At 71.3% G+C, this 19915-nt stretch carries 20 protein-coding genes and 1 tRNA gene; 15 read left to right on the plus strand and 6 right to left on the minus strand.

Translation table 11 applies throughout. The annotated features are described in order from the left end of the window. Nucleotide 1: 1 nt before the first annotated feature. Together ABZT87_RS00545 and ABZT87_RS00550 are read right to left on the minus strand one after the other, a co-directional pair. Entirely contained in the window at nt 2-688 is a 687-nt protein-coding gene (locus ABZT87_RS00545) for a TetR/AcrR family transcriptional regulator (RefSeq protein WP_355132706.1), read from the minus strand. A gap of 222 nt (nt 689-910) precedes the next feature. Next, nucleotides 911-1876, minus strand: a complete 966-nt coding sequence (locus ABZT87_RS00550) for an acyl-CoA desaturase (protein ID WP_355068444.1) — start codon at nt 1874-1876, stop codon at nt 911-913. Between the two features lie 330 nt (nt 1877-2206). Between ABZT87_RS00550 and ABZT87_RS00555 the strand changes: the two genes are divergently transcribed. The 8 genes from ABZT87_RS00555 to ABZT87_RS00590 all read left to right on the plus strand — a co-directional run bounded on the left by ABZT87_RS00555 (nt 2207) and on the right by ABZT87_RS00590 (nt 9911). Beyond that, nucleotides 2207-2278: transfer RNA gene (locus ABZT87_RS00555), tRNA-Gln, on the plus strand. Nucleotides 2279-2388: 110 nt separating this feature from the next. Beyond that, on the plus strand, nt 2389-3921 hold the full coding sequence (glmU, locus tag ABZT87_RS00560; RefSeq protein ID WP_355132708.1) for a bifunctional UDP-N-acetylglucosamine diphosphorylase/glucosamine-1-phosphate N-acetyltransferase GlmU: 1533 nt from the start codon (nt 2389-2391) through the stop codon (nt 3919-3921). A gap of 57 nt (nt 3922-3978) precedes the next feature. Then, nucleotides 3979-4959 (plus strand): ribose-phosphate diphosphokinase, encoded by a 981-nt coding sequence (locus ABZT87_RS00565; RefSeq protein ID WP_030329105.1) that lies wholly within the window; start codon nt 3979-3981, stop codon nt 4957-4959. Between the two features lie 313 nt (nt 4960-5272). Further along, nucleotides 5273-5971: a 50S ribosomal protein L25/general stress protein Ctc gene (locus ABZT87_RS00570; protein ID WP_355068440.1), complete on the plus strand. Its 699-nt coding sequence runs from the start codon at nt 5273-5275 to the stop codon at nt 5969-5971. Between the two features lie 90 nt (nt 5972-6061). After that, on the plus strand, nt 6062-6652 hold the full coding sequence (gene pth, locus ABZT87_RS00575; protein WP_355132710.1) for an aminoacyl-tRNA hydrolase: 591 nt from the start codon (nt 6062-6064) through the stop codon (nt 6650-6652). Nucleotides 6653-6787: 135 nt separating this feature from the next. Then, nucleotides 6788-7618 carry an inositol monophosphatase family protein gene (locus ABZT87_RS00580; protein ID WP_355132712.1) on the plus strand — a complete coding sequence of 277 codons (831 nt, stop codon included), beginning with the start codon at nt 6788-6790 and terminating at the stop codon, nt 7616-7618. A gap of 65 nt (nt 7619-7683) precedes the next feature. After that, a complete protein-coding gene (cysD, locus tag ABZT87_RS00585) occupies nt 7684-8595 on the plus strand; it encodes a sulfate adenylyltransferase subunit CysD (RefSeq protein ID WP_354860512.1) in 912 nt (303 codons plus the stop codon). Beyond that, the gene (locus tag ABZT87_RS00590) at nt 8595-9911 is read left to right on the plus strand and encodes a GTP-binding protein (RefSeq protein ID WP_354860511.1); all 1317 of its coding nucleotides are present in this window, start codon (nt 8595-8597) and stop codon (nt 9909-9911) included. Before cysD ends, ABZT87_RS00590 begins: the two co-directional genes overlap by 1 nt. Before the next feature lie 265 nt (nt 9912-10176). Here the strand turns inward: ABZT87_RS00590 and galK are convergent, their stop codons facing one another. Both galK and galE read right to left on the minus strand, forming a co-directional pair. After that, on the minus strand, nt 10177-11346 hold the full coding sequence (gene galK, locus ABZT87_RS00595) for a galactokinase (RefSeq protein ID WP_355132714.1): 1170 nt from the start codon (nt 11344-11346) through the stop codon (nt 10177-10179). Next, on the minus strand, nt 11343-12326 hold the full coding sequence (gene galE / locus ABZT87_RS00600) for a UDP-glucose 4-epimerase GalE (protein ID WP_355132716.1): 984 nt from the start codon (nt 12324-12326) through the stop codon (nt 11343-11345). Before galE ends, galK begins: the two co-directional genes overlap by 4 nt. Before the next feature lie 191 nt (nt 12327-12517). Here galE and ABZT87_RS00605 point away from each other — a divergent pair, with 191 nt between their 5' ends. The 7 genes from ABZT87_RS00605 to ABZT87_RS00635 all read left to right on the plus strand — a co-directional run bounded on the left by ABZT87_RS00605 (nt 12518) and on the right by ABZT87_RS00635 (nt 17976). Further along, complete coding sequence (locus tag ABZT87_RS00605; RefSeq protein ID WP_354860507.1) at nt 12518-13558, plus strand: hemolysin family protein; 1041 nt, start codon at nt 12518-12520, stop codon at nt 13556-13558. Nucleotides 13559-13591: 33 nt separating this feature from the next. Beyond that, nucleotides 13592-14617, plus strand: a complete 1026-nt coding sequence (gene trpS, locus ABZT87_RS00610) for a tryptophan--tRNA ligase (RefSeq protein ID WP_354860505.1) — start codon at nt 13592-13594, stop codon at nt 14615-14617. Between the two features lie 25 nt (nt 14618-14642). After that, entirely contained in the window at nt 14643-15212 is a 570-nt protein-coding gene (locus ABZT87_RS00615; RefSeq protein ID WP_354860503.1) for a 2'-5' RNA ligase family protein, read from the plus strand. 79 nt (nt 15213-15291) lie between these two features. Then, complete coding sequence (locus tag ABZT87_RS00620) at nt 15292-16215, plus strand: YhjD/YihY/BrkB family envelope integrity protein (protein WP_355132718.1); 924 nt, start codon at nt 15292-15294, stop codon at nt 16213-16215. Beyond that, nucleotides 16215-16601: a GntR family transcriptional regulator gene (locus ABZT87_RS00625; protein WP_354860500.1), complete on the plus strand. Its 387-nt coding sequence runs from the start codon at nt 16215-16217 to the stop codon at nt 16599-16601. The genes ABZT87_RS00620 and ABZT87_RS00625 overlap by 1 nt, the downstream gene beginning before the upstream one ends. Nucleotides 16602-16783: 182 nt before the next feature. Beyond that, nucleotides 16784-17431, plus strand: a complete 648-nt coding sequence (locus ABZT87_RS00630; protein WP_355132720.1) for a hypothetical protein — start codon at nt 16784-16786, stop codon at nt 17429-17431. Between the two features lie 107 nt (nt 17432-17538). Then, nucleotides 17539-17976 (plus strand): hypothetical protein, encoded by a 438-nt coding sequence (locus ABZT87_RS00635; RefSeq protein WP_354860498.1) that lies wholly within the window; start codon nt 17539-17541, stop codon nt 17974-17976. Between the two features lie 9 nt (nt 17977-17985). Here the strand turns inward: ABZT87_RS00635 and ABZT87_RS00640 are convergent, their stop codons facing one another. Together ABZT87_RS00640 and ABZT87_RS00645 are read right to left on the minus strand one after the other, a co-directional pair. Next, nucleotides 17986-18111 carry a VOC family protein gene (locus ABZT87_RS00640; protein WP_354860496.1) on the minus strand — a complete coding sequence of 42 codons (126 nt, stop codon included), beginning with the start codon at nt 18109-18111 and terminating at the stop codon, nt 17986-17988. A gap of 137 nt (nt 18112-18248) precedes the next feature. Continuing rightward, a complete protein-coding gene (locus ABZT87_RS00645) occupies nt 18249-19871 on the minus strand; it encodes a glycoside hydrolase family 13 protein (RefSeq protein ID WP_354860495.1) in 1623 nt (540 codons plus the stop codon). Nucleotides 19872-19915 lie beyond the last annotated feature (44 nt).

Raw genomic sequence — 19915 nt, forward strand, 5'->3', positions numbered from 1 at the left:
GTCAGCGGCGGCGGGCGGTGATCAACGTGGGCTTCGCCTCCAGGTGCGACAACCCGTTCCAGGCCATGTTGACCAGGTGCGCCGCCACCGTCTCCTTGCGCGGCTTGCGCACCTCCAGCCACCAGCGGCCGGTCAACGCGACCATGCCCACCAGGGCCTGCGAGTAGAGCTCGGCCAGCTTCGGGTCGTACCCGCGGCTCTTGAACTCGGCGCCCAGGATGTGCTCGACCTGGTGGGCCACGTCGTTCATCACGCTGCTGAAGGTGGCCGTGCCGGACAACAGCGGCGACTCGCGGACCAGCACCCGGAACCCGCTGGTCTCCTCCTCGATGTAGCCCAGCAGGGCCATCGCCGCCTGCTCCAGCAACTCACGCGGATGCCCCGCCGTCAGCGCCGTGGTGATCCGGTCCAGCAGGGCCCGGACCTCCCGGTCGACCACGACCGCGTACAGCCCCTCCTTGCCACCGAAGTGCTCGTACACCACGGGCTTGGAGACCTTGGCGCGGGCCGCCACCTCCTCGATGGAGGTGGCGTCGAAACCTCGCTCGGCGAACAGCTGCCGGCCGATCGCGATCAACTGCTCCCGCCGCTGCGCGGCCGACATGCGTACGCGTGAGGGGGGCTTGGGTTTCGCCGCCGCGGCCGGCACTGCACGCCCACCGCCGGCTTCGTCACTGACCTCGGGCATGTCGCCGCCTCGCTGGCGCTCGGTGACGCCCTGCCGTGGAATGGTGCCTCCGCTGTGCCCGCTCACGTCGTCGCCTCACTGGCGGGCGGCCCGTCCGGCCTGCCGTGCCGTCCGACCGTACCCGGATCGGGCTCGGCCCCCCGTCCGCCGAGCCGTCCGGTCCCCCGCTCCGCTCGGCCACCCGGCCATCCTGCCAGGTGGCACCCCGCGGCACCGCCCGGTTTACCGGGGTGCGACCGGTTTCACGAGCTTGGCCGCGAGACGTTCGGGCTTCGGCCAGCGCACCTGCGACGCCGCGCCGACCTTCTCGAACAGCCAGATCACCCGGGCCGAGATGTCCACCTGACCACGCAGCACACCGTGCCGCGCGCTGGTCGGGTCCGCGTGGTGCAGGTTGTGCCAGCTCTCACCGAACGACAGGATCGCCAGCGGCCAAAAGTTCGACGCGCGGTCGCCCTGGCGCATCGCGAAGGGGCGCTCGCCGTACACGTGGCAGACCGAGTTGATCGCCCAGGTGACGTGGTGCAGGAGGCCGATCCGGACCAGCCCGGCCCAGAAGAACGCGGTGAGCGCGCCCTGCCACGACCAGGTCACCAGGCCCCCGATCAGCGCCGGGCCGAGCAGTGAGACGGCCACCAGCGCGGGGAACAGTCGGTCCACCCGGCTGATGTCGCGGTCGGCGATCAGATCCGGTGCGAACCGCTCCCGGTTGGACAGCTCGCGGCGGAACAGCCAGCCCACGTGTGCGTGGAACAGACCCCGCGTCAGCGCCCAGAAACTGGTGCCGAAACGCCACGGCGAGTGCGGGTCACCCTCCAGGTCGGAGAAGGCGTGGTGCCGCCGGTGGTCGGCCACCCACTGGATGATCTCGCCCTGTACCGCCAGCGAACCCGCGACCGCCAGGGTCACCCGCAGCCAACGCTTGGCCTTGAACGAGCCGTGCGTGAAGTAGCGGTGGAAGCCCACCGTGATGCCGAGCCCGGAAACCACGTACCAGACCAGGCCGATGATCACGTCGCTCCAGCCCAGCCAGCCGCCCCAGGCGATCGGCACGGCGACCAGCAGGGCCACGAAGGGGATCACGACGAAGGCCCACAGGGCGGCCAGGATCCCGTTGGACTGACTGCCGTCGGTGAGCGGTTTCGGGCCGGGGCCGGCGGTGTTGGGTTCGAGCATGGTAGTGGACATGGCACCTCGCAGAGGGGACGGAAACGATCACGAACCTACGCCTACGTCACCGTAACTTACGGCTCGGTAGATCGCACGGGGAAGTTTGAAAAAGCTGTCGTACGTAGGTCCTAAAGCCCTGCTCAGGGCCCACCCTCCATTCGCTGTGGGGTGCCGCCCGAGCGGTTTCCCGCTCGGGGTGTCACCGCCGCCTCGGTCACGAGCCACGTGCGATGGTCGGCAAGGCCGAGGGGATCATGAAGGGCAGGAGTGCTGGCGTCGCGGCCGTCGGGCGTTAGGGTGTACCGGCAGGATGCTCGTTCTGAGGCGACGGTGTTCTTGACGTTGCAATCGGCCGTGGTGTAATTGGCAACACCCGGGTCTTTGGTACCCGTATTTCAGGTTCGAACCCTGGCGGCCGAGCTGTCCCGACAAGTCCGTTTTGGGTTCTGCTGGGGGTAAGAGGACGCGCTGCCGGGCCGCGTGGTTAGCATGGCCGCGAGAGTGTCCGCCGTCCCGACGGGAGCCACGTCGTGCCCCAGCCCCACCTTCGTACCGTCGTCGTGCTCGCCGCCGGTGAGGGCAAGCGGATGAAGTCGGCACTGCCCAAGGTGTTGCACCCCCTGCTCGGCCGTACGCTGCTCGGCCACGTGCTGAGCGCGGCCGGGCCGCTGGCCGCCGACCGCACCGTCGTCGTGGTGGGCCACGGCGCCGACCAGGTCCGGGCCCACCTGACCGAGATCGCCCCCGACGCCACGCCCGTGCTCCAGGCCGAGCAGCTCGGCACCGGGCATGCCGTGCGGATCGCGTTGGACGCCGTACCGGAGGGCGCCGGCACGGTCGTGGTGATCAACGGCGACGTGCCGCTGCTGCGCCCGGAGACGGTGGGCGCGTTGGTGACCGCGCACGAGGAGGCCGCCGCGGCGGCCACCGTGCTGGCCGCCGAGGTGCCCGATCCGACCGGGCTCGGGCGGATCGTCCGGGACGCCGACGGCCGGCTGGAGCAGATCGTCGAGGAGCGCGACGCCGACGCGACCCAGCGCGCGATCCGGGAGATCAATGCCGGCATCTACGCGTTCGACGCGGTGCGGCTGCGCGACGCGCTGGGCAAGCTCTCCACCGACAACGACCAGGGCGAGGAGTATCTGACCGACGTGTTCGGCCTGCTCCGGTCCGTCGGCGAGCCGGTCGCGGTGCACGTGGCCGTCGACCACGTCGAGACGCTGGGCTGCAACGACCGGGTGGAGTTGGCGTCGCTGCGGCGACTGCTGCGCGACCGGGTCAACGAGGCGTGGATGCGCACCGGGGTGAGCCTGCTCGACCCGGCGACCACCTGGATCGACGTGACGGTGGCGCTGGACCGCGACGCGGTCATCGACCAGAACACCCAGCTGCGCGGGGCCACGGTGGTCGGCGCGGGCGCGCTGGTCGGGCCGGACGTGACGCTGATCGACACGATCGTCGGCCCGGCGGCGTCGGTGGTGCGCAGCCACGCGGTGGGCGCCGAGGTGGGCGCGGGCGCCAGCGTGGGGCCGTACGCGTACCTGCGGCCGGAGGCCCGGCTGGGCGAGAAGGCGAAGGTCGGCACGTTCGTCGAGGTGAAGAAGTCCGAGATCGGGCCCGGCTCGAAGGTGCCGCACCTGACGTACGTGGGTGACGCGACGATCGGCGAGCAGACCAACATCGGCGCCGCGTCGGTCTTCGTCAACTACGACGGGGTCAACAAGCACCGCACGGTGATCGGCAGCCACGCCCGGACCGGGGCGGACAACATGTTCGTCGCGCCGGTCGAGGTGGGGGACGGCGCGTACACGGCGGCCGGCTCGGTGATCGTGGACGACGTGCCGCCGGGCGCGATGGGTGTCGCCCGCGCGCGCCAGCGCAACATCGAGGGCTGGGTGGTGAAGCGGCGGGCCGGTACGGCGGCGGCCGAGGCCGCGCAGCGCGCCGGTGACGCGGAGGGTGCGTCGGAGGTGGCCGGCACCGCAAGCGACAGTGAGGCAATGCACGGGCGGGCCGAGACGGTGGGCGGTGCGTCCGGCGCGGGAGATACTGCAACCGAATAGTCCCCGACCCACCACCACCGGGCCGGGTACCGCCGACAAACGGGAGCAGACGGGCCCATGGGCAGCATCGTCGCCGAAAACCGCAAGAGCCTGATGCTCTTCTCCGGACGGGGTTTCCCGGAACTGGCCAAGGAGATCGGCGAGGTGCTCGGTGTGGCACCGACGCCGGCCGACGCGTACGAGTTCGCCAACGGCGAGATTTTCGTACGGTTCAAGGACTCGGTGCGTGGTTCGGACGCCTTCGTGGTGCAGTCCGTGACGCACGGGGTGAACACCTGGGTCATGGAGACCCTGATCATGGTGGACGCGTTGAAGCGGGGGTCGGCGAAGCGGATCACCGTCGTGCTGCCGTTCTACCCGTACGCGCGCCAGGACAAGAAGCACCGGGGTCGGGAGCCGATCTCGGCCCGCCTGGTGGCGGACCTGCTGAAGACCGCCGGCGCGAACCGCATCCTCACGGTCGACCTGCACACCGCGCAGATCCAGGGCTTCTTCGACGGCCCGGTGGACCACCTCTTCGCGATGGACATCCTCGCCGAGTACGTGGAGCACAAGTACGCCGGGCGGCCGATGACCGTGGTGGCACCGGACTCCGGCCGGGTGCGGGTGGCCGAGCGGTGGACCGACCGGTTGGGTGGCTGCCCGCTGGCTTTCATCCACAAGACCCGTGACCCGATGAAGCCGAACCAGGTCGTGGCGAACCGGGTGGTCGGCGAGGTCGAGGGTCGGGTCTGCCTGATCGTCGACGACATGATCGACACCGGTGGCACCATCGCCAAGGCCGCGGACATCCTCAAGGAGTCGGGCGCGGCGGAGATCGTGGTCGCGTCCACCCACGCGCTCCTGTCGGACCCGGCGACCGAGCGGCTGAAGAACAGCTCGATCAGCGAGATCGTGGTGACCAACACGCTGCCGTTGCCGCCGGAGAAGCAGCTGGACAAGCTGACCGTGCTGTCGATCGCGCCGCTGCTGGCGCGGGCGATCCGGGAGGTCTTCGACGACGGTTCGGTGACCACTCTCTTCGGTGGCCTGAGCTGAAGATGGCCGAGTCGGCCGGCCGGAGCTGACAAACTGGTCGAAACGGGCTGGCACGCTGGCGGGGAACACCGTCGGCGGGCCAGCCTGGAGCCGTGACCGGGGACTGCCGGAAACCCGGGAAACAGCTCGGGTAGACTGGTGCGGTTGCCACGGCGAGGGTGCCCGGCGGGCCGCTGAAGAGCGCCGCACGGAGGCGCCGTCATCGACGCGGTGCTCCGGGCAGTCGTTCATGACGCATGAGCCCCAGCGAGCCCCTCGCCCCAGCACCGTTAGACGACAAGCCGCCGCAGCGAAAAGCATCAGGAGTTTCCCCGTGTCCGAGGTAAAGATCAGCGCCGAGCCCCGTACCGAGTTCGGCAAGGGTGGTGCCCGCCGTACCCGCCGGGCCGGCAAGGTGCCCGCCGTGCTGTACGGCCACGGCGAGAAGCCCAAGCACATCGCGCTGCCGTCGCGGGAGTTCGCCGCCGCGATCCGCAAGGGCGGTGCCAACCAGCTCTTCGCGATCGACATCACCGACGGCACCCAGGTGCTGGCGCTGCCGAAGGCGATCCAGCGGGACCCGATCCGCGACACCTTCGAGCACGTCGACCTCATCCTGGTGCGCCGGGGCGAGCAGGTCACCGTCGACGTTCCGGTCCAGCTGACCGGCGAGGCCGCCCGCGACACCCTGATCGTGCACGACCACGACACCCTCTCGGTGACCGCCGACGCCACCAAGGTGCCGGACCACCTCGAGGCGTCGATCGAGGGCCTGGAGGCGGGCTCCTCGGTGACCGCCGGCGACGTCGAGCTGCCCAGCGGTGTCGAGCTGGCCGTCGACCCGACGCTGCCGATCGCCGCGGTGACCGCCGCGCCGACCGCCGAGCAGCTCGAGGCGACGCTGCCCGAGGTCGAGGAGGCCACCGAGGAGGCCGAGGCCGAGACCGGCGAGGTCACCGAGGGCTCCGAGGGTGCCGACGCCGCCCCGGCCGCCGAGGGCGCGGAGAACACCGAGGCGCGTACCGAGGCCTGATCGGTTCGTATCGTGCGGCAGGCGTCCCCGAGTTTCGGGGGCGCCTGCCGGCGTATCGGGAGTCGGTGAAGACGGCGGGAGGGGCGGGTCGTGACGGACGAGGCGGGGCCGTGGCTGGTGGTCGGCCTGGGCAATCCGGGCCGGGAGTACGCCGGGAACCGGCACAACGTCGGGTTCATGGTGGTGGAGCTGCTGGCGGGGCGGTTGGGCGCGCGGTTCGGCCGGCACAAGCGGGCGGTGGCTGAGGTCGCGGAAGGGCGGCTGGGGTTCGGCGGTCCGAAGCTGGTGCTGGTGAAGCCACTGACGTACATGAACCTGTCCGGCGGGCCGGTAGCGGCGCTGTCGCAGTTCTACAAGGTGCCCCCGGCGCGGGTGATCGCGGTGCACGACGAGCTGGACATCGGCTTCGGCCAGGTGCGGATCAAGTGTGGCGGCGGCGAGGGCGGGCACAACGGCCTGCGTTCGATGTCCAAGTCGTTGGGCACCAAGGACTACCTCCGGGTGCGGTTCGGCGTGGGTCGGCCGCCGGGGCGGCAGGATCCGGCGGATTACGTGCTGTCGGATTTCGGCGCGGCGGAGCGTAAGGAACTCGATTTCCTGGTGGACCGGGCCGCCGATGTGGTGGAGTCGGTGATCGTCAAGGGCGTGGAGCCGACCCAGAACCTGTATCACGGCGGTTGAGCCGGGCGGGGCGTACCGGATCGGAAACGGTTGGCCGGTAGTCTGCGCCTTTCGGCGTGCCGTGACCGGCGACGCGGGTCGCGGCCGATCGGTGCGTGCGGGCACGGGCCGCGGCGAGGCGACGGGAGCGGGCAGATGGGCAGTCCTCCGATGATCGACGGGGCGTTCGCCCGGTGGTTGGCCTCCCGGGCCGGTCAGGCGCTGCTCGACCTGCGTGCGGAGTTGGGCTTCGCGGACACGGGCGCGCTGAAGTCGGCCGGGGACAAGGTGTCGCACGACCTGATCCGCACGGAGTTGGCGCGGTGGCGGCCGGGCGACGCGGTGCTCTCCGAGGAGGACGAGGGCTCGCGGTTGGCCTGGGCGGCCGAGGTGAACACCGGCGCGGCGTCCCGGCTGACCGCGGACCGCGTGTGGATCATCGATCCGTTGGACGGCACCCGGGAGTTCGCCGAGGAGGGTCGCTCGGACTGGGCCGTGCACGTCGCCCTCTGGGCGCGGAGCGCGCCGAGCCCGCACGGGCTGGTCGCCGGAGCGGTGGGATTGCCGGCGCAGCACCGGGTGCTGGGCACCGACTACCCGCCCGCGTACCCGCCGATGACGGTGGAGGCGGCGACGGCCGGTGAGCGGAAGATCCGCCTGGCGGCGAGCCGGAGCCGACCGCCGGTGTTCCTCACCGACCTGGCCGAGGACGTCGGCGCGCACCTGGTGCCGATGGGTTCGGCCGGTGCGAAGATCGCCGCGGTGGTGACCGGCGAGGTGGACGCGTACATCCACGCGGGTGGGCAGTACGAGTGGGATTCGGCGGCCCCGGTGGCTGTGGCGACGGCCACCGGACTACACGCTTCCCGGATCGACGGTTCTGCGCTTCGATACAACGAGGCGGATCCGCGCCTGCCGGACCTGCTGGTCTGTCGCAAGGATCTCGCCAACCGGTTGCTTGCAGCGCTGCAGAGGCATTCCGGGTAGCCTGAGCGCACTTCTTGACATGTCCGACCGGAAAGGTCTGGAAATCGGATGAGCGAGCGAGTGTCATGACGTCCCCCGCGGCCTACCGGGTCTCCCACCTGGACGCCCTTGAGGCGGAGAGCATCTTCGTGATGCGCGAGGTTGTCGCCGAGATGGAACGCCCGGTGCTGCTCTTCTCCGGCGGCAAGGACTCGATCGTCATGCTGCGGTTGGCGCAGAAGGCGTTCGCTCCGGCCAACATTCCCTTTCCCGTCATGCACGTCGACACCGGGCACAACTTCCCCGAGGTGCTCGAATACCGCGACCAGCGGGTCGCCGAGCTGGGGTTGCACCTCGTGGTGGCGAGCGTGCCGGAGGCCCTGGCCAGCGGGTTGGTCCGCGAGTCCGGTGACGGGATGCGCAACCGGATCCAGACGCCGGTGCTGCTGGACGCGGTCGAGAAGCACCGCTTCGACGCGCTGTTCGGTGGCGCCCGCCGCGACGAGGAGAAGGCGCGGGCCAAGGAGCGGGTGTTCAGCTTCCGCGACGAGTTCGGCCAGTGGGATCCGAAGAACCAGCGCCCGGAGCTGTGGTCGCTCTACAACGGCCGGCACCACCCGGGCGAGTCGATCCGGGTCTTCCCGCTGTCCAACTGGACCGAGCTGGACGTGTGGCACTACATCGCCCGAGAGCGCATCCCGCTACCGTCGATCTACTACGCGCACGAGCGCGAGGTGATCGAGCGGGACGGAATGTTCTACGCGGTCAACGAGTTCTTCCGTCCCCGCGCGGGTGAGGAACGGTTCAAGGCGCAGGTGCGCTACCGCACCGTCGGCGACGCCTCCTGCACCGCGGCGGTCCGCTCGGACGCGGACACCGTGGAGAAGGTCATCGAGGAGGTGGCGGCCACGCGGATCACCGAGCGGGGCGCGACCCGTGGTGACGACCGGGTCAGCGAGGCCGCCATGGAGGACCGCAAGCGGGAGGGGTACTTCTGATGACCACCGAGATCGTGGCCCCGGCCGTTGCCGGCACCGAGGCCACCCCGGAGGCGCGGCCGATGGACCTGCTGCGGTTCGCCACCGCCGGCAGCGTGGACGACGGCAAGTCGACCCTGATCGGCCGGCTGCTCTACGACACCAAGTCGCTCTTCACCGACCAGTTGGCGGCGGTGGAGGCGGTCAGCGCGGCCCGTGGCGACGAGTACACCAACCTGGCGCTGCTCACCGACGGCCTGCGCGCCGAGCGGGAGCAGGGCATCACCATCGACGTGGCGTACCGGTACTTCGCCACGCCCCGACGCAAGTTCATCATCGCGGACACCCCCGGGCACATCCAGTACACCCGCAACATGGTCACCGGCGCCTCGACGGCCGACCTGGCGCTGATCCTGGTGGACGCGCGCAAGGGCCTGGTCGAGCAGTCCCGCCGGCACGCGTTCCTCTGCTCGCTGCTGCGGGTGCCGCACCTGGTTCTGTGCGTCAACAAGATGGACCTGGTCGACTGGTCGCAGGAGGTCTACGAGCGGATCGCCGACGAGTTCACCGCGTTCGCCGCGAAGCTCGACGTACCGGATCTGACCGTGGTGCCGATCTCGGCGCTGCGCGGCGACAACATCGTGACCCGGTCGGAGAACATGCCGTGGTACGAGGGTCCGTCGCTGCTGCACCACCTGGAGCGGGTGCACATCGCGAGCGACCGCAACCTGGTCGACGTCCGGTTCCCCGTGCAGTACGTGATCCGCCCCCAGTCCACGACGGTCACCGACTACCGGGGTTACGCCGGTCAGGTCGCCTCCGGCGTGCTGAAGCCGGGCGACGAGGTGATGGTGCTGCCGTCCGGCTTCACCAGCCGGATCGCCGCCGTGGAGACCGCCGACGGGCCGGTCGCGGAGGCGTTCCCGCCGATGTCGGTGACGGTACGGCTGGCCGACGAGATCGACATCTCCCGGGGCGACATGATCTGCCGGCCGAACAACGCGCCGGCGGTCGCCCAGGACATCGAGGCGATGGTCTGCTGGATGGACGAGACCAGCCCGCTGCGGGTCGGCGGCCGGTACGCGATCAAGCACACCACCCGGTCGGCACGGGCAATCGTGCGGGGGCTGCACTATCGGTTGGACATCAACTCACTGCACCGCGACGAGTCGGCCGACGAGCTGCGGCTCAACGAGATCGGCCGGGTGCGGCTGCGCACGACGGTGCCGCTCCTCGCTGACGAGTACCGCCGCAACCGCACCACCGGCGGCTTCGTCATCATCGACGAGGCCACCAACCGCACGGTAGGCGCCGCCATGATCGTCGAAGCGAGCTAAACCCAGCGCCCCCGGCCCTCGCCGGCTCGGCGCCGGCATGATCGCACTCGATCCATGAAGTAGCCTCGCCCACCGGGCGAGGCCACTACTTCTATGAACGAGCACGATCTCCCCCCTGCCCCTGCCCCTGCCCCTGCCCCCGCCCCCGCGCCCGCCGCCGCGACTCGTGATCAAGAGATTTGCGTCAAAATCCGGGCTCGGACTGACGCAAACCTCTTGATCAACCAGCGAGTGGGGGCCGGGGGTGGGGGGCCGGGGGTGGGGGTCAGTTCAGGCGGGTTGCGCCGGGGGCGGGGAGGACCGGGAGCGTGGTGGGGGCGGTGAAACCGCGTTCGGCGTACGCGGCCGTGACGGCTGCCGCCACCGCCTCGGCGCGATCGGTCTCCACCAGGGCGAGGACGCAGCCGCCGAACCCGCCGCCGGTCATCCGGGCACCCAGCGCGCCGGCCGACAGCGCCGCCTCGACGGCCGTGTCGATCTCCGGCACGGTGATCTCGAAGTCGTCGCGCATGGAGACGTGCGAGGCGGTGAGCAGCGGGCCGATGTCCCGGACCCGGCCGGCGCGCAGCAGCGCCACCGTGTCCAGCACACGCTGGTCCTCGGTGACCACGTGCCGGACGCGCCGCCGGGTCTCCTCGTCGTCGAGGCGGGCCAGTGCGCTGTCGAGCTGGTCGACGGCCACGTCGCGCAGCGCGGCGACGCCGAGCGCCTTGGCGGCCGCCTCGCAGGAGCGGCGGCGGGCGGCGTACTCCCCGTCGGCGTGCCGGTGCGGTGCGCGGCTGTCGATGACCAGCACGGCCAACCCGGCGGCGTCCAGGTCGAACGGGATGTGCTCGACGGACTCGTCGCGGCAGTCGAGGAAGAGCGCGTGCCCGGCGCGGCAGCGGATCACCGCGGACTGGTCCATGATGCCGGTCGGCGCGCCCACGTAGACGTTCTCCGCCCGCTGCGCCAGCCGCGGCCGCCGCTCGGGGGACAGGTCCAGCTCACCGAGGTCGAGCAGGGCGGCGAGCACGGACGACTCCAGCGCGGCCGACGAGGAGAGCCCGGAACCCAGCGGCACGTCGGAGGCGATCGCCAGCCGGGCGCCGGGCACCGCGTGGCCGGCGTCGCGCAGCGCCCAGACCACCCCGGCCACGTACGCGCCCCAGCCGGTCACCCGGCCGGGCTCGGCCACGTCGTCCGCGCCGAAGGTGATCGTCTCGTCGGAGAGCTCGGACCAGACCGTCCAGCGCTCGTCATCCTGCCGGTCGGCGGCGACAACGGTACGCAGTGGCAGCGCGAAGGGCAGCACGAACCCGTCGTTGTAGTCGGTGTGCTCGCCGATCAGGTTGACCCGGCCGGGCGCGGCCCAGAGGCCGGTGGCCTGGCCGCCGTACTGGTCGGTGAAGCCGGCGGCGGCCCGCTCGACGACGTCACCGGTGGGGCTGGTCATGACTTCTCCAGGACGTGCGTCCGGTAGAAGGCCCAGGCGTCGCCGACCATGTCGTGCAGGGTGGGCTTCTGCGGCACCCAACCCAGCTCGTCACGGGCCAGCGCGGACGAGGCGACCAGCTCGGCGGGGTCGCCCTCGCGGCGCGGCGCCAACTCGACCGGCAGCGGGTGCCCGGTGACCTCGCGGACCACGTCGGCCACCTGCCGGTTGGTGAAGCCGTTGCCGTTGCCGAGGTTGTAGATGCGGTGCTGGCCCCCGGTGGCGGCGTCCAGCGCCAACAGGTGGGCGCGGGCCAGGTCGGCGACGTGGATGTAGTCGCGGACGCAGGTGCCGTCCGCCGTGGGGTAGTCGTCGCCGAAGAGCTGGAGCTTCTCCCGCCGGCCGGCGGCGACCTCCAGGGCGATCGGGATGAGGTGCGTCTCCGGGTCGTGCCGCTCGCCGAGCGCGACGTCGCCGGTGAGGTGCGCGCCGGCGACGTTGAAGTAGCGCAGCGAGACGGCGGCCAACCCGTGCGCGATGGCCTCGGAGGTGAGCGCCATGTCGACGGCGAGCTTGGTGGCGCCGTACGTGTTGGTGGGCGCCTTGACCGCGGTCTCCGTGATCGGCAGCTCGGTGGGGTTGCCGTAGACGGCGGCGGTGGAGGAGAAGACCATCCGTGGCACCCCTGCGGCGCGGACGGCGTTGATCAGGGCGAGCGAGCCGACGGTGTTGGTCTGCCAGTACAGCTCCGGCTTCACCATCGACTCGCCGGCGGCGATGAGGGCGGCGAAGTGCAGCACCCCGTCGAAGCCGGCGTCGGGGGTGAGGATCTGGGCGGCGTCGTGAATGGACGCCTCGACGTGGGTCGCGTCCGGAGCGAGCGCCTCGCGGTGACCGGTGCGCAGGTCGTCCAGGACGACGACCTGGTGGCCCGCGTCGAGCAGCATCCGGGTCACCACGCTGCCGATGAACCCGGCGCCCCCGGTGACGAGCAGTTTCACGTCGTTGCCTCCTGCCTGGCCCGCCGGGACGTGGCCTTTGGTGATCACCCTACGGCGGCGGATGAGACCGGAGTCGACCACGCCGCCAACCCATTCCATCATAATCTCTCACGTTTAAACAGAGCCGCACATCGCCGATGACTCCGCGCGATCGCCGGTACGGCGGGCACCCGGTGTCTACCATCTCTGTCATGCGGGAAGCGGCCCGTTCCGGGCTCCGGCGACGCGTGCGGGGGAAGCCCCGCCGCGACCCCGGCCCGCTCGCCCGAGCCGTCGCCCGGATCCTGGTTCGTGCCGCCGACGGCGCCACCCGCCTCGTCACCGACCTGCTCGGGGCCGGCCCGGCGGCCGGGCGGGAACGCATCTCCGAGGCCGAGCTACGGGACCTGCTCGCGGTGAACACGGTGCTCGACCCGGACGAGCGGCGGATCATCGACGAGGTGCTGGTGGCCGGCGCGCGTCTCGTCCGCGAGGTGATGATGCCCCGCACCGAGGTGGTCTTCCTGCCGGCCCGGCTGACCATCGCCGAGGCCGCCCGGCTGGTGCGGGCCGAGACGCACACCCGTTACCCGGTGACCGATGGCACCCAGGACGACGTGGTCGGGTTCGTGCACCTGCGGGACGTGCTGCTGCGTCCGGACGCCGACCCGTGCGTCACCGTCGGTGAGCTGACCCGTGAGGTCAAGCAGGTGCCCGGCAGCAAGCCGGTCCTGGCCGCGCTGACCGAGATGCGCCGGGAGGGTCACCACCTGGCGGTGGTGATCGACGAGTACGGCGGAACCGCCGGGATCGTCACCCTGGAGGATCTGATCGAGGAACTCGTCGGGGAGATCCACGACGAGTACGACACGACCCCCGACCCGCCGCACGCCGGCCTGCCGGCGGTGGTCGACGGCCGGCTCAACCTCGCCGACTTCGCCGAGCGGACCGGCGTGGCGCTGCCCGCCGGGCCGTACGAGACGGTCGGCGGGTACGTGATGGCCGTGCTGGGCCGGCTGCCACTGCCCGGGGACGAGGTGCCCGTACCCGCCGAGCCGCCCGACGACGGCGGTCCCGATCCGGTGGACCCGGCGGACGGTTGGCTGCTGCGGGTGCTGGCCCTGGACGGACGTCGGGTCGCCCGGCTCGCGGTGTCGGCGCTGCGCGTGCCGGAGCAGCGGCGCGTGGGCGTGCCACGCGAGGTCAGCGCCCCGACACCGGCCGGCCGGGGCCGACGCGCCGGCCCGTCATGACGGCCCCGCCTGCTTGCTGACAGAATTATCGCCATGCCCGACGTTTCCGAGCGACCCCGCGTCTTCTCCGGCATCCAGCCGACGGCCGACTCGTTCCACCTCGGCAACTACCTGGGAGCCGTGCGGCACTGGGTGGCCCTGCAGGACACCCACGACGCGTTCTACTGCGTGGTGGACCTGCACGCCATCACCGCGGGTCACGACCCGGCGCTGCTGCGCCAGCGGACCAGGGTGGCGGCCGCCCAGCTCTTCGCGGTCGGTCTCGACCCGGAGCGCAGCACCCTGTTCGTGCAGTCGCAGGTGCCTGAGCATCCGCAGCTGGCCTGGGTGCTCGGCTGCATCACCGGCTTCGGCGAGGCCAGCCGGATGACCCAGTTCAAGGACAAGTCGCAGAAGCAGGGCAACGAGCGGGCCAGCGTCGGGCTGTTCACCTACCCGGTCCTGCAGGCCGCCGACATCCTGCTCTACCAGGCCAACGCGGTGCCGGTCGGCGAGGACCAGCGTCAGCACCTGGAGCTCTCCCGCGACCTGGCCCAGCGGTTCAACTCGCTGTTCGGCGCGACGTTCACGGTGCCCGCGCCGCACATCGTCAAGGACACCGCGAAGATCACCGACCTGCAGGACCCGACGGCGAAGATGTCCAAGTCGTCGTCCTCGCCGGCCGGCATCATCGACCTGCTGGACGACCCGGCCCGGTCGGCCAAGAAGATCCGCTCCGCGGTGACCGACACCGGTCGGGAGATCGTCTTCGACGCCGAGACCAAGCCGGGCGTGTCCAACCTGCTGACCATCTACTCGGCGCTCAGCGGGCGTGGCATCGACGAGCTGGTGGCAGCGTTCGCCGGCCGCGGCTACGGAGACCTCAAGAAGGAGCTGGCCGAGGTCGTGGCGGAGTTCGTCCGCCCCATCCAGGAGCGCACGCGCACCTACCTCGACGACCCGGCGCAGCTGGACAAGCTGCTCGCCGCCGGTGCGGAGAAGGCCCGGTCGGTGGCCGGCGCGACCCTGCGGTCCGCGTACGAGCGGGTCGGCTTCTTCCCGCCGGTGCGCGGCGAATAGCGCTGCGGGACGGGTGGGCGGGTCGGTGGCCGACGTGGCGGCACGGAGCGTGGATCGCAGTGGCGGGGTGCCGCCGTCCGGCGACACCGTCCAGATCGGCATAGCGGTGGACATCCCGGAGCCGTGGGGGGCCCAGCTCACCCGGCGCCGGGTCGAGGCGGGCGATCCCCTCGCGGTGCCGGCACACGTGACGCTGCTCGGTCCGACCGAGATCCCGACCGCCGTCCTGCCGGGCGTCGAGCGGCACCTTGCCGCTGTGGCCGCCGCGCATCTGCCGTTCACGCTGCACCTGCGGGGCACCGGCACGTTCCGGCCCGTGACGCAGGTGGTGTTCGTCGCGGTGGCCGCCGGGATCAGCGAATGCGAACTGCTGGCCGCCGCGATCGCGGCCGCGCCGGGCCTGCACCGCCAGACCCGCTTCCCGTACCATCCGCACGTCACCGTGGCGCAGGACGTCCCTGGCGAGGCGTTGGACAAGGTGTACGAGGATCTGGCCGACTTCTCCGCGATGTTCGAGGTCGACGGGTTCACCCTCTTCTCGCACAGCGGGCAGGCCCGGTGGCAGCCCCGCCGGGACTTCCGCCTCGGCGACTGACGGTCGGCGACCCGCCGGGCGGCGAGCACTATTGCGCCGGTTGCGACGGCGGCGGTGAAAGATCGGCGAGGATGATCGCGTGAACGTGATCGGCCGTATCGAGGCGGGCATCGACCGCTGGGTGGGTGCCGCGCGCAGCCGGTCGAGCCTGTTCGACCACGTGTGGCGTGCCGGGGCGCTCTACGCCGAGGTGTTGGCCGGGCGGCTCGCCGCGGCGATCGCCTACTACGGCTTCTTCGCCGTCTTCGCGCTGGCTCTGGTCGCGTACTCCATCTTCGGCGCGATCCTGGAGGACAACGACGAGGTCTCCACGGCGGCGGCCAGGTTCCTGAAGGAGAACCTGCCGTTCCTGGACGCGCAGCAGATCGCCAACTCCAGCGGCACGGTCGGCGTGGTCGGCCTGGTCATCCTGGTCTTCACCGGCATCGGCTGGGTGGAGGCGATCCGCTCCTCTCAGCGCCTCATGTACGCGCTCAACCAGCAACCCGGCAACCTCGTGGTCCGGCGGCTGGTCGACCTGGGGGTGATGATCGGCGTCTTCGTGCTGCTCGGCCTCTCGGTGGCGGCGGTGGACGCGTTGGAGTCGCTGCTGCGCTTCCTGCTGCGCAGCACCGGGTCGGTCGGGCTGACCACGGTCAGCGCGGTGCTCAGCGTGCTGGTCAACGCGGTGCTCGCCACCGCGCTGCTGCTCGCGGTGCCCCGGCTGCGGATGAGCCGGTCCCGGCTGCGCCCGGTGGTGCTGCTGGTGGCGATCGGCATCACGCTGCTCAACACCGTCGGGCGGTACTACGTGGTGCGCACCGAGCGCAACCCGGCGTACACGGTGGTGGCCGGCGCGGTCGGTCTGCTGCTCTACCTCTACCTGCTCAACCAACTGGTGCTGTTCGGGGCGGCGTTGCTCGCGACCAGTACGAGCGGGCGGGTGGTGGATCTGGCGGAGGGCGCCCCTCCGGTGGATCTCGACGAGGACACCGATCCCGGTGCGCCGGGCGGTGCGGGCTGATGGCGGAGGTGCCTGACGTGCTGATCACGGTCGATCCCGACTCGCCGGTGCCCCCGTACGAGCAGGTGCGGGTGCAGCTCGCCGAGCTGATCGGCGACGGCCGGTTGCCGGTGGGCAGCCGACTGCCCACCGTCCGGCAGCTCGCCGCCGACCTGCGGCTGGCCGCGAACACGGTGGCGCGGGCGTACCGGGAACTGGAGGTGGCGGGGCTGTTGGAGACCCGGGGGCGCAACGGCACCTTCGTCGCACCCGGCCGCGACGACGCCGTCGACCGGCTGCACCGGGCCGCCGTCGAGTACGCCGCCGAGGCCCGGCGGCTGGGCGTACCCCCGGACCGTGCTGTCGCTCTCGTCCGCGCCGCCGTCGACGCCACCCGGCACGACTGAGCCCTGCAGGTCGATCAACGTTCCCCCCGTGGTTATTGCTTGTGTTGCCGAGGGCTACCGGCTCCAGAGATGTCAATGAATGCGCAATATTGACCGATGTTGCGGCTGTGCGTACCCTGCGAGGCGGTCTGCGGCGGGTTGCGACGTCGCTGCCGCATGAGCTGTGACACGGGGAGCGCAATGTGAACGAGACCGCACGGGAAGCCGAATCGGTTGCGGTGGGCCGCAGGACGACATCGCGAAGATGGCTCCTGCTGGCGGTGCCTGCCGTGGCGCTGATGCTAGCGGCGCTCGTGCGTGTCGTGGTGTCGCGCGACCAGGATGGGAGAGCGCTTCCCGCCGCCTCGCAGGGCACCAGAGGCAACCCGGGGGAGGACGTGAACAGCTCACCCGCCGTCACTCCTTCCGGACCGATGGCGGCGTTCCCCGGCATGACACCGAGCAAGGTCATGGACGCCTGGGCCGGGCGGTGGCCCGTCCCGGTGACGGTGGACGGCGCGCTGCACATCATCCGGGTGACCCTGCCCGGTAAGCAGGGCCAGTTGTCGGCCGCGGTCGGTCAGCCCTCGAAGGACCGCACGAACGAGGTGGCCCAGGTCCTCTGCATGGTCAAGCTGGGTGGTGCCGTGCAGCGGCCGTTGTTGCAGTCGCTGGTCGAGGGCTGCATCGGTCCGGTGCTCAAGGCGGAGGAACGCAAGGCGGTGCTCAACTGGCTGGTCGGCGTGGACTTCTCCGCTCCGACCTATCAGCTCCGGCGGACCTCTGAGTACGAACTGAACGCCAACCACAATTCCGACGAGAACTTCGCGCTCACCCTGTACGCGCGTTGATTCGCGGCGGTATAGCGCCGGGCCGCTGAACGGCCGATCGGGCGCCGGACGGGCGGTAACTGAACGGAACGGCACCGATGCTCGCGTTCGCGGACCATGATGAGCCCGTGGGCGCACTCATGACACTGGACCTGCCGGCCGACTCGCCGATGCTCGGCCTGCCGTGGATCATCACCTTCGGGCCGCTGGGCGACCTCGACGAGTGGGAGCCGGTGGTCTGCGGGCCGTACGAACGGCCGCACGCGTTGGCGTTGGCCGAGGCGGTGGTGGCCGATGAGCAGTTGATGGCCGTGGTCGAGCCGCTGCTGCCGGCGCTGTCGGCCGACGAGATCCGCAGCGAGATCGCCGCCGCGCAGGTGGCAGCGGAGGACGAGGCCCGGCAGGTCGAGGGGGCTGACCTGTACGGGGACTTCGAGGACGTGATCGACGAGGAGTTGGACGCGGCTGCCGACGAGGCGGGCCACGGTGAGCCCGCCGAGCCGCCGGACGAGGCCGAGGTGCGCGCCGGCTTCACCCGGATCGCGGCGCTGCTCACCGCGAAGTGACGCGACCGCTCAGCGGGTCGGCGGCCCGTCCAGCACGCAGAACTCGTTGCCCTCGGGGTCGGCGAGCACGGTGAACCGTTCGTTCTCGGTCTGGCCGAGTCGACGTGCCGTGCACCGGGGCACACCACCTGTCACACACGGACACCGGCGCCGCGCGGAGTGGACTCCGCGTGACGCCGGTGCACCTCACCCCCCACCACAAGGGGCCGGTAGCCCAGTCGCCCGTTGGCGCGGGGCACGACGGACGACCAGGTCGAGTTGGGCTTACCCGCTCAGCGCCGTTCCAACCAGGCGGCCGCGTCGACGGGCAGCAGGCGATCGGTGAGCGGCGCGCTCGCGACGATGAGCTCGCCGTACCCGTCGAGGGCCACGGGCGCTCCGCTGAGGTTGACGACGCAGGTCAGCGCGGTGGTGCCCGCGGTGCGGGAGAAGGCCAGCACGCCCGGTTCGGCCTGCAACCAGGTGACCTCGCCGGCGTCGACGGCCAGCGCCGGGTGTTCGTGACGAATACGCAGGGCGGCCCGGTACAGCTCCAGCGTCGAGTCGGGCGTACCGGCCTGCGCGGCGACCGACAGGGCGTCCCAGGTCGTCGGGGCGGGCAGCCAGCTCAGCTCGCTGCCGGCTGGCCCGAAGCCGTACGGCGCCAGCTCACCGCTCCAGGGAATCGGCACCCGGCAGCCGTCGCGGCTCTCGCCGGTCCGCAGGAACGCCGGGTCCTGGCGCAGCTCGTCGGGAAGGTCGAGAACCTCGGGCAGGCCCAACTCCTCGCCCTGGTAGAGGTAGGCGCTGCCGGGGAGGGCGAGCATCAGCAGGCTGGCGGCGCGCGCCCGGCGCAGCCCTTCGGCGCCGTCGCCGTAGCGGGTGACGTGCCGCTGCTTGTCGTGGTTGGACAGCACCCAGGTGGTGGGCGCGCCGACCACTGTCGCCTCGGCGAGGGCGGTGTCGATCACCTTGCGGAACGAGTCGGCCGACCAGGTGGCGTCGAGGAAGTCGAAGCTGAACGCCTGGTGCAGCTCGTCCGGGCCGATGTAGCGGGCCAGCCGCTGCGGCGTCTCGGCCCACGCCTCGGCGACCGCCATCCGACCGCCGGGGTAGCTGTCCAGGATGGGTCGCCACGCGCGGTAGATCTCGTGCACCTCGTCCTGGTCGAAGTAGGGCAGGCGGGCCTTGCCGAGCAGGTCGACCTGGCGCTGCCCGGTCGTCGCCGTGCTGAAGCCGACGTCCGGCAGACCCTCGGCCTTGATCATGCCGTGGGCCACGTCGACGCGGAAGCCGTCCACGCCCCGGTCGAGCCAGAACCGCAGGACGTCCTCGAACTCGGCGCGGACCTCGGGGTGCCGCCAGTTCAGGTCCGGCTGGGCCGGGTCGAACAGGTGCAGGTACCACTGGCCGTCGGCGATCCGGGTCCAGGCCGGGCCGCCGAAGATGCTCTCCCAGTCGTTGGGGGGCAGGTCACCGTGCTCGCCCCGGCCGTCGGCGAAGAGGTAGCGGGCCCGCTCGGGCGAGCCGGGGCCGGCGGCGAGGGCGTCGACGAACCAGCGGTGCGCGCTGGAGGTGTGGTTGGGCACCAGGTCGACGATGATCCGCAGGCCGAGGGCGTGCGCGTCGCTGATCATCGCGTCGAAGTCGGCGAGGGTGCCGAACAGGGGGTCGACGTCGCGGTAGTCGGCGACGTCGTATCCGCCGTCGATCATCGGGGAGGTGTAGAAGGGGGTCAGCCAGAGCGCGTCCACCCCGAGGTCGCGCAGGTACGGCAGCCGCTCCCGGATGCCCGCGAGGTCGCCGACGCCGTCACCGTTGCTGTCGGCGAAGCTGCGCACGTAGACCTGGTAGACGACCGCCGAGCGCCACCAGTCGTCGTCGGTGCGGGGCGGGGTGATGGTGCTGACGGTCATTGGTGATGTTTCCCCGTCTGTCTCAGGCTCGGGCGCGGCTGTCT

Source organism: Micromonospora sp. NPDC005237, from assembly GCF_040607775.1.
Taxonomy (GTDB): Bacteria; Actinomycetota; Actinomycetes; order Mycobacteriales; family Micromonosporaceae; genus Micromonospora.

Coding starts and splice junctions, on each gene's coding strand:
- ABZT87_RS00565 (WP_030329105.1), top strand. CDS start 3,979: ATGGGCAGCATCGTCGCCGAAAACCGCAAGAGCCTGATGCTCTTCTCC.
- ABZT87_RS00590 (WP_354860511.1), top strand. CDS start 8,595: ATGACCACCGAGATCGTGGCCCCGGCCGTTGCCGGCACCGAGGCCACC.
- ABZT87_RS00550 (WP_355068444.1), bottom strand. CDS start 1,876: ATGTCCACTACCATGCTCGAACCCAACACCGCCGGCCCCGGCCCGAAA.
- cysD (WP_354860512.1), top strand. CDS start 7,684: ATGACGTCCCCCGCGGCCTACCGGGTCTCCCACCTGGACGCCCTTGAG.
- trpS (WP_354860505.1), top strand. CDS start 13,592: ATGCCCGACGTTTCCGAGCGACCCCGCGTCTTCTCCGGCATCCAGCCG.
- ABZT87_RS00645 (WP_354860495.1), bottom strand. CDS start 19,871: ATGACCGTCAGCACCATCACCCCGCCCCGCACCGACGACGACTGGTGG.
- ABZT87_RS00580 (WP_355132712.1), top strand. CDS start 6,788: ATGGGCAGTCCTCCGATGATCGACGGGGCGTTCGCCCGGTGGTTGGCC.
- ABZT87_RS00625 (WP_354860500.1), top strand. CDS start 16,215: ATGGCGGAGGTGCCTGACGTGCTGATCACGGTCGATCCCGACTCGCCG.
- ABZT87_RS00545 (WP_355132706.1), bottom strand. CDS start 688: ATGCCCGAGGTCAGTGACGAAGCCGGCGGTGGGCGTGCAGTGCCGGCC.
- ABZT87_RS00605 (WP_354860507.1), top strand. CDS start 12,518: ATGCGGGAAGCGGCCCGTTCCGGGCTCCGGCGACGCGTGCGGGGGAAG.
- galK (WP_355132714.1), bottom strand. CDS start 11,346: ATGACCAGCCCCACCGGTGACGTCGTCGAGCGGGCCGCCGCCGGCTTC.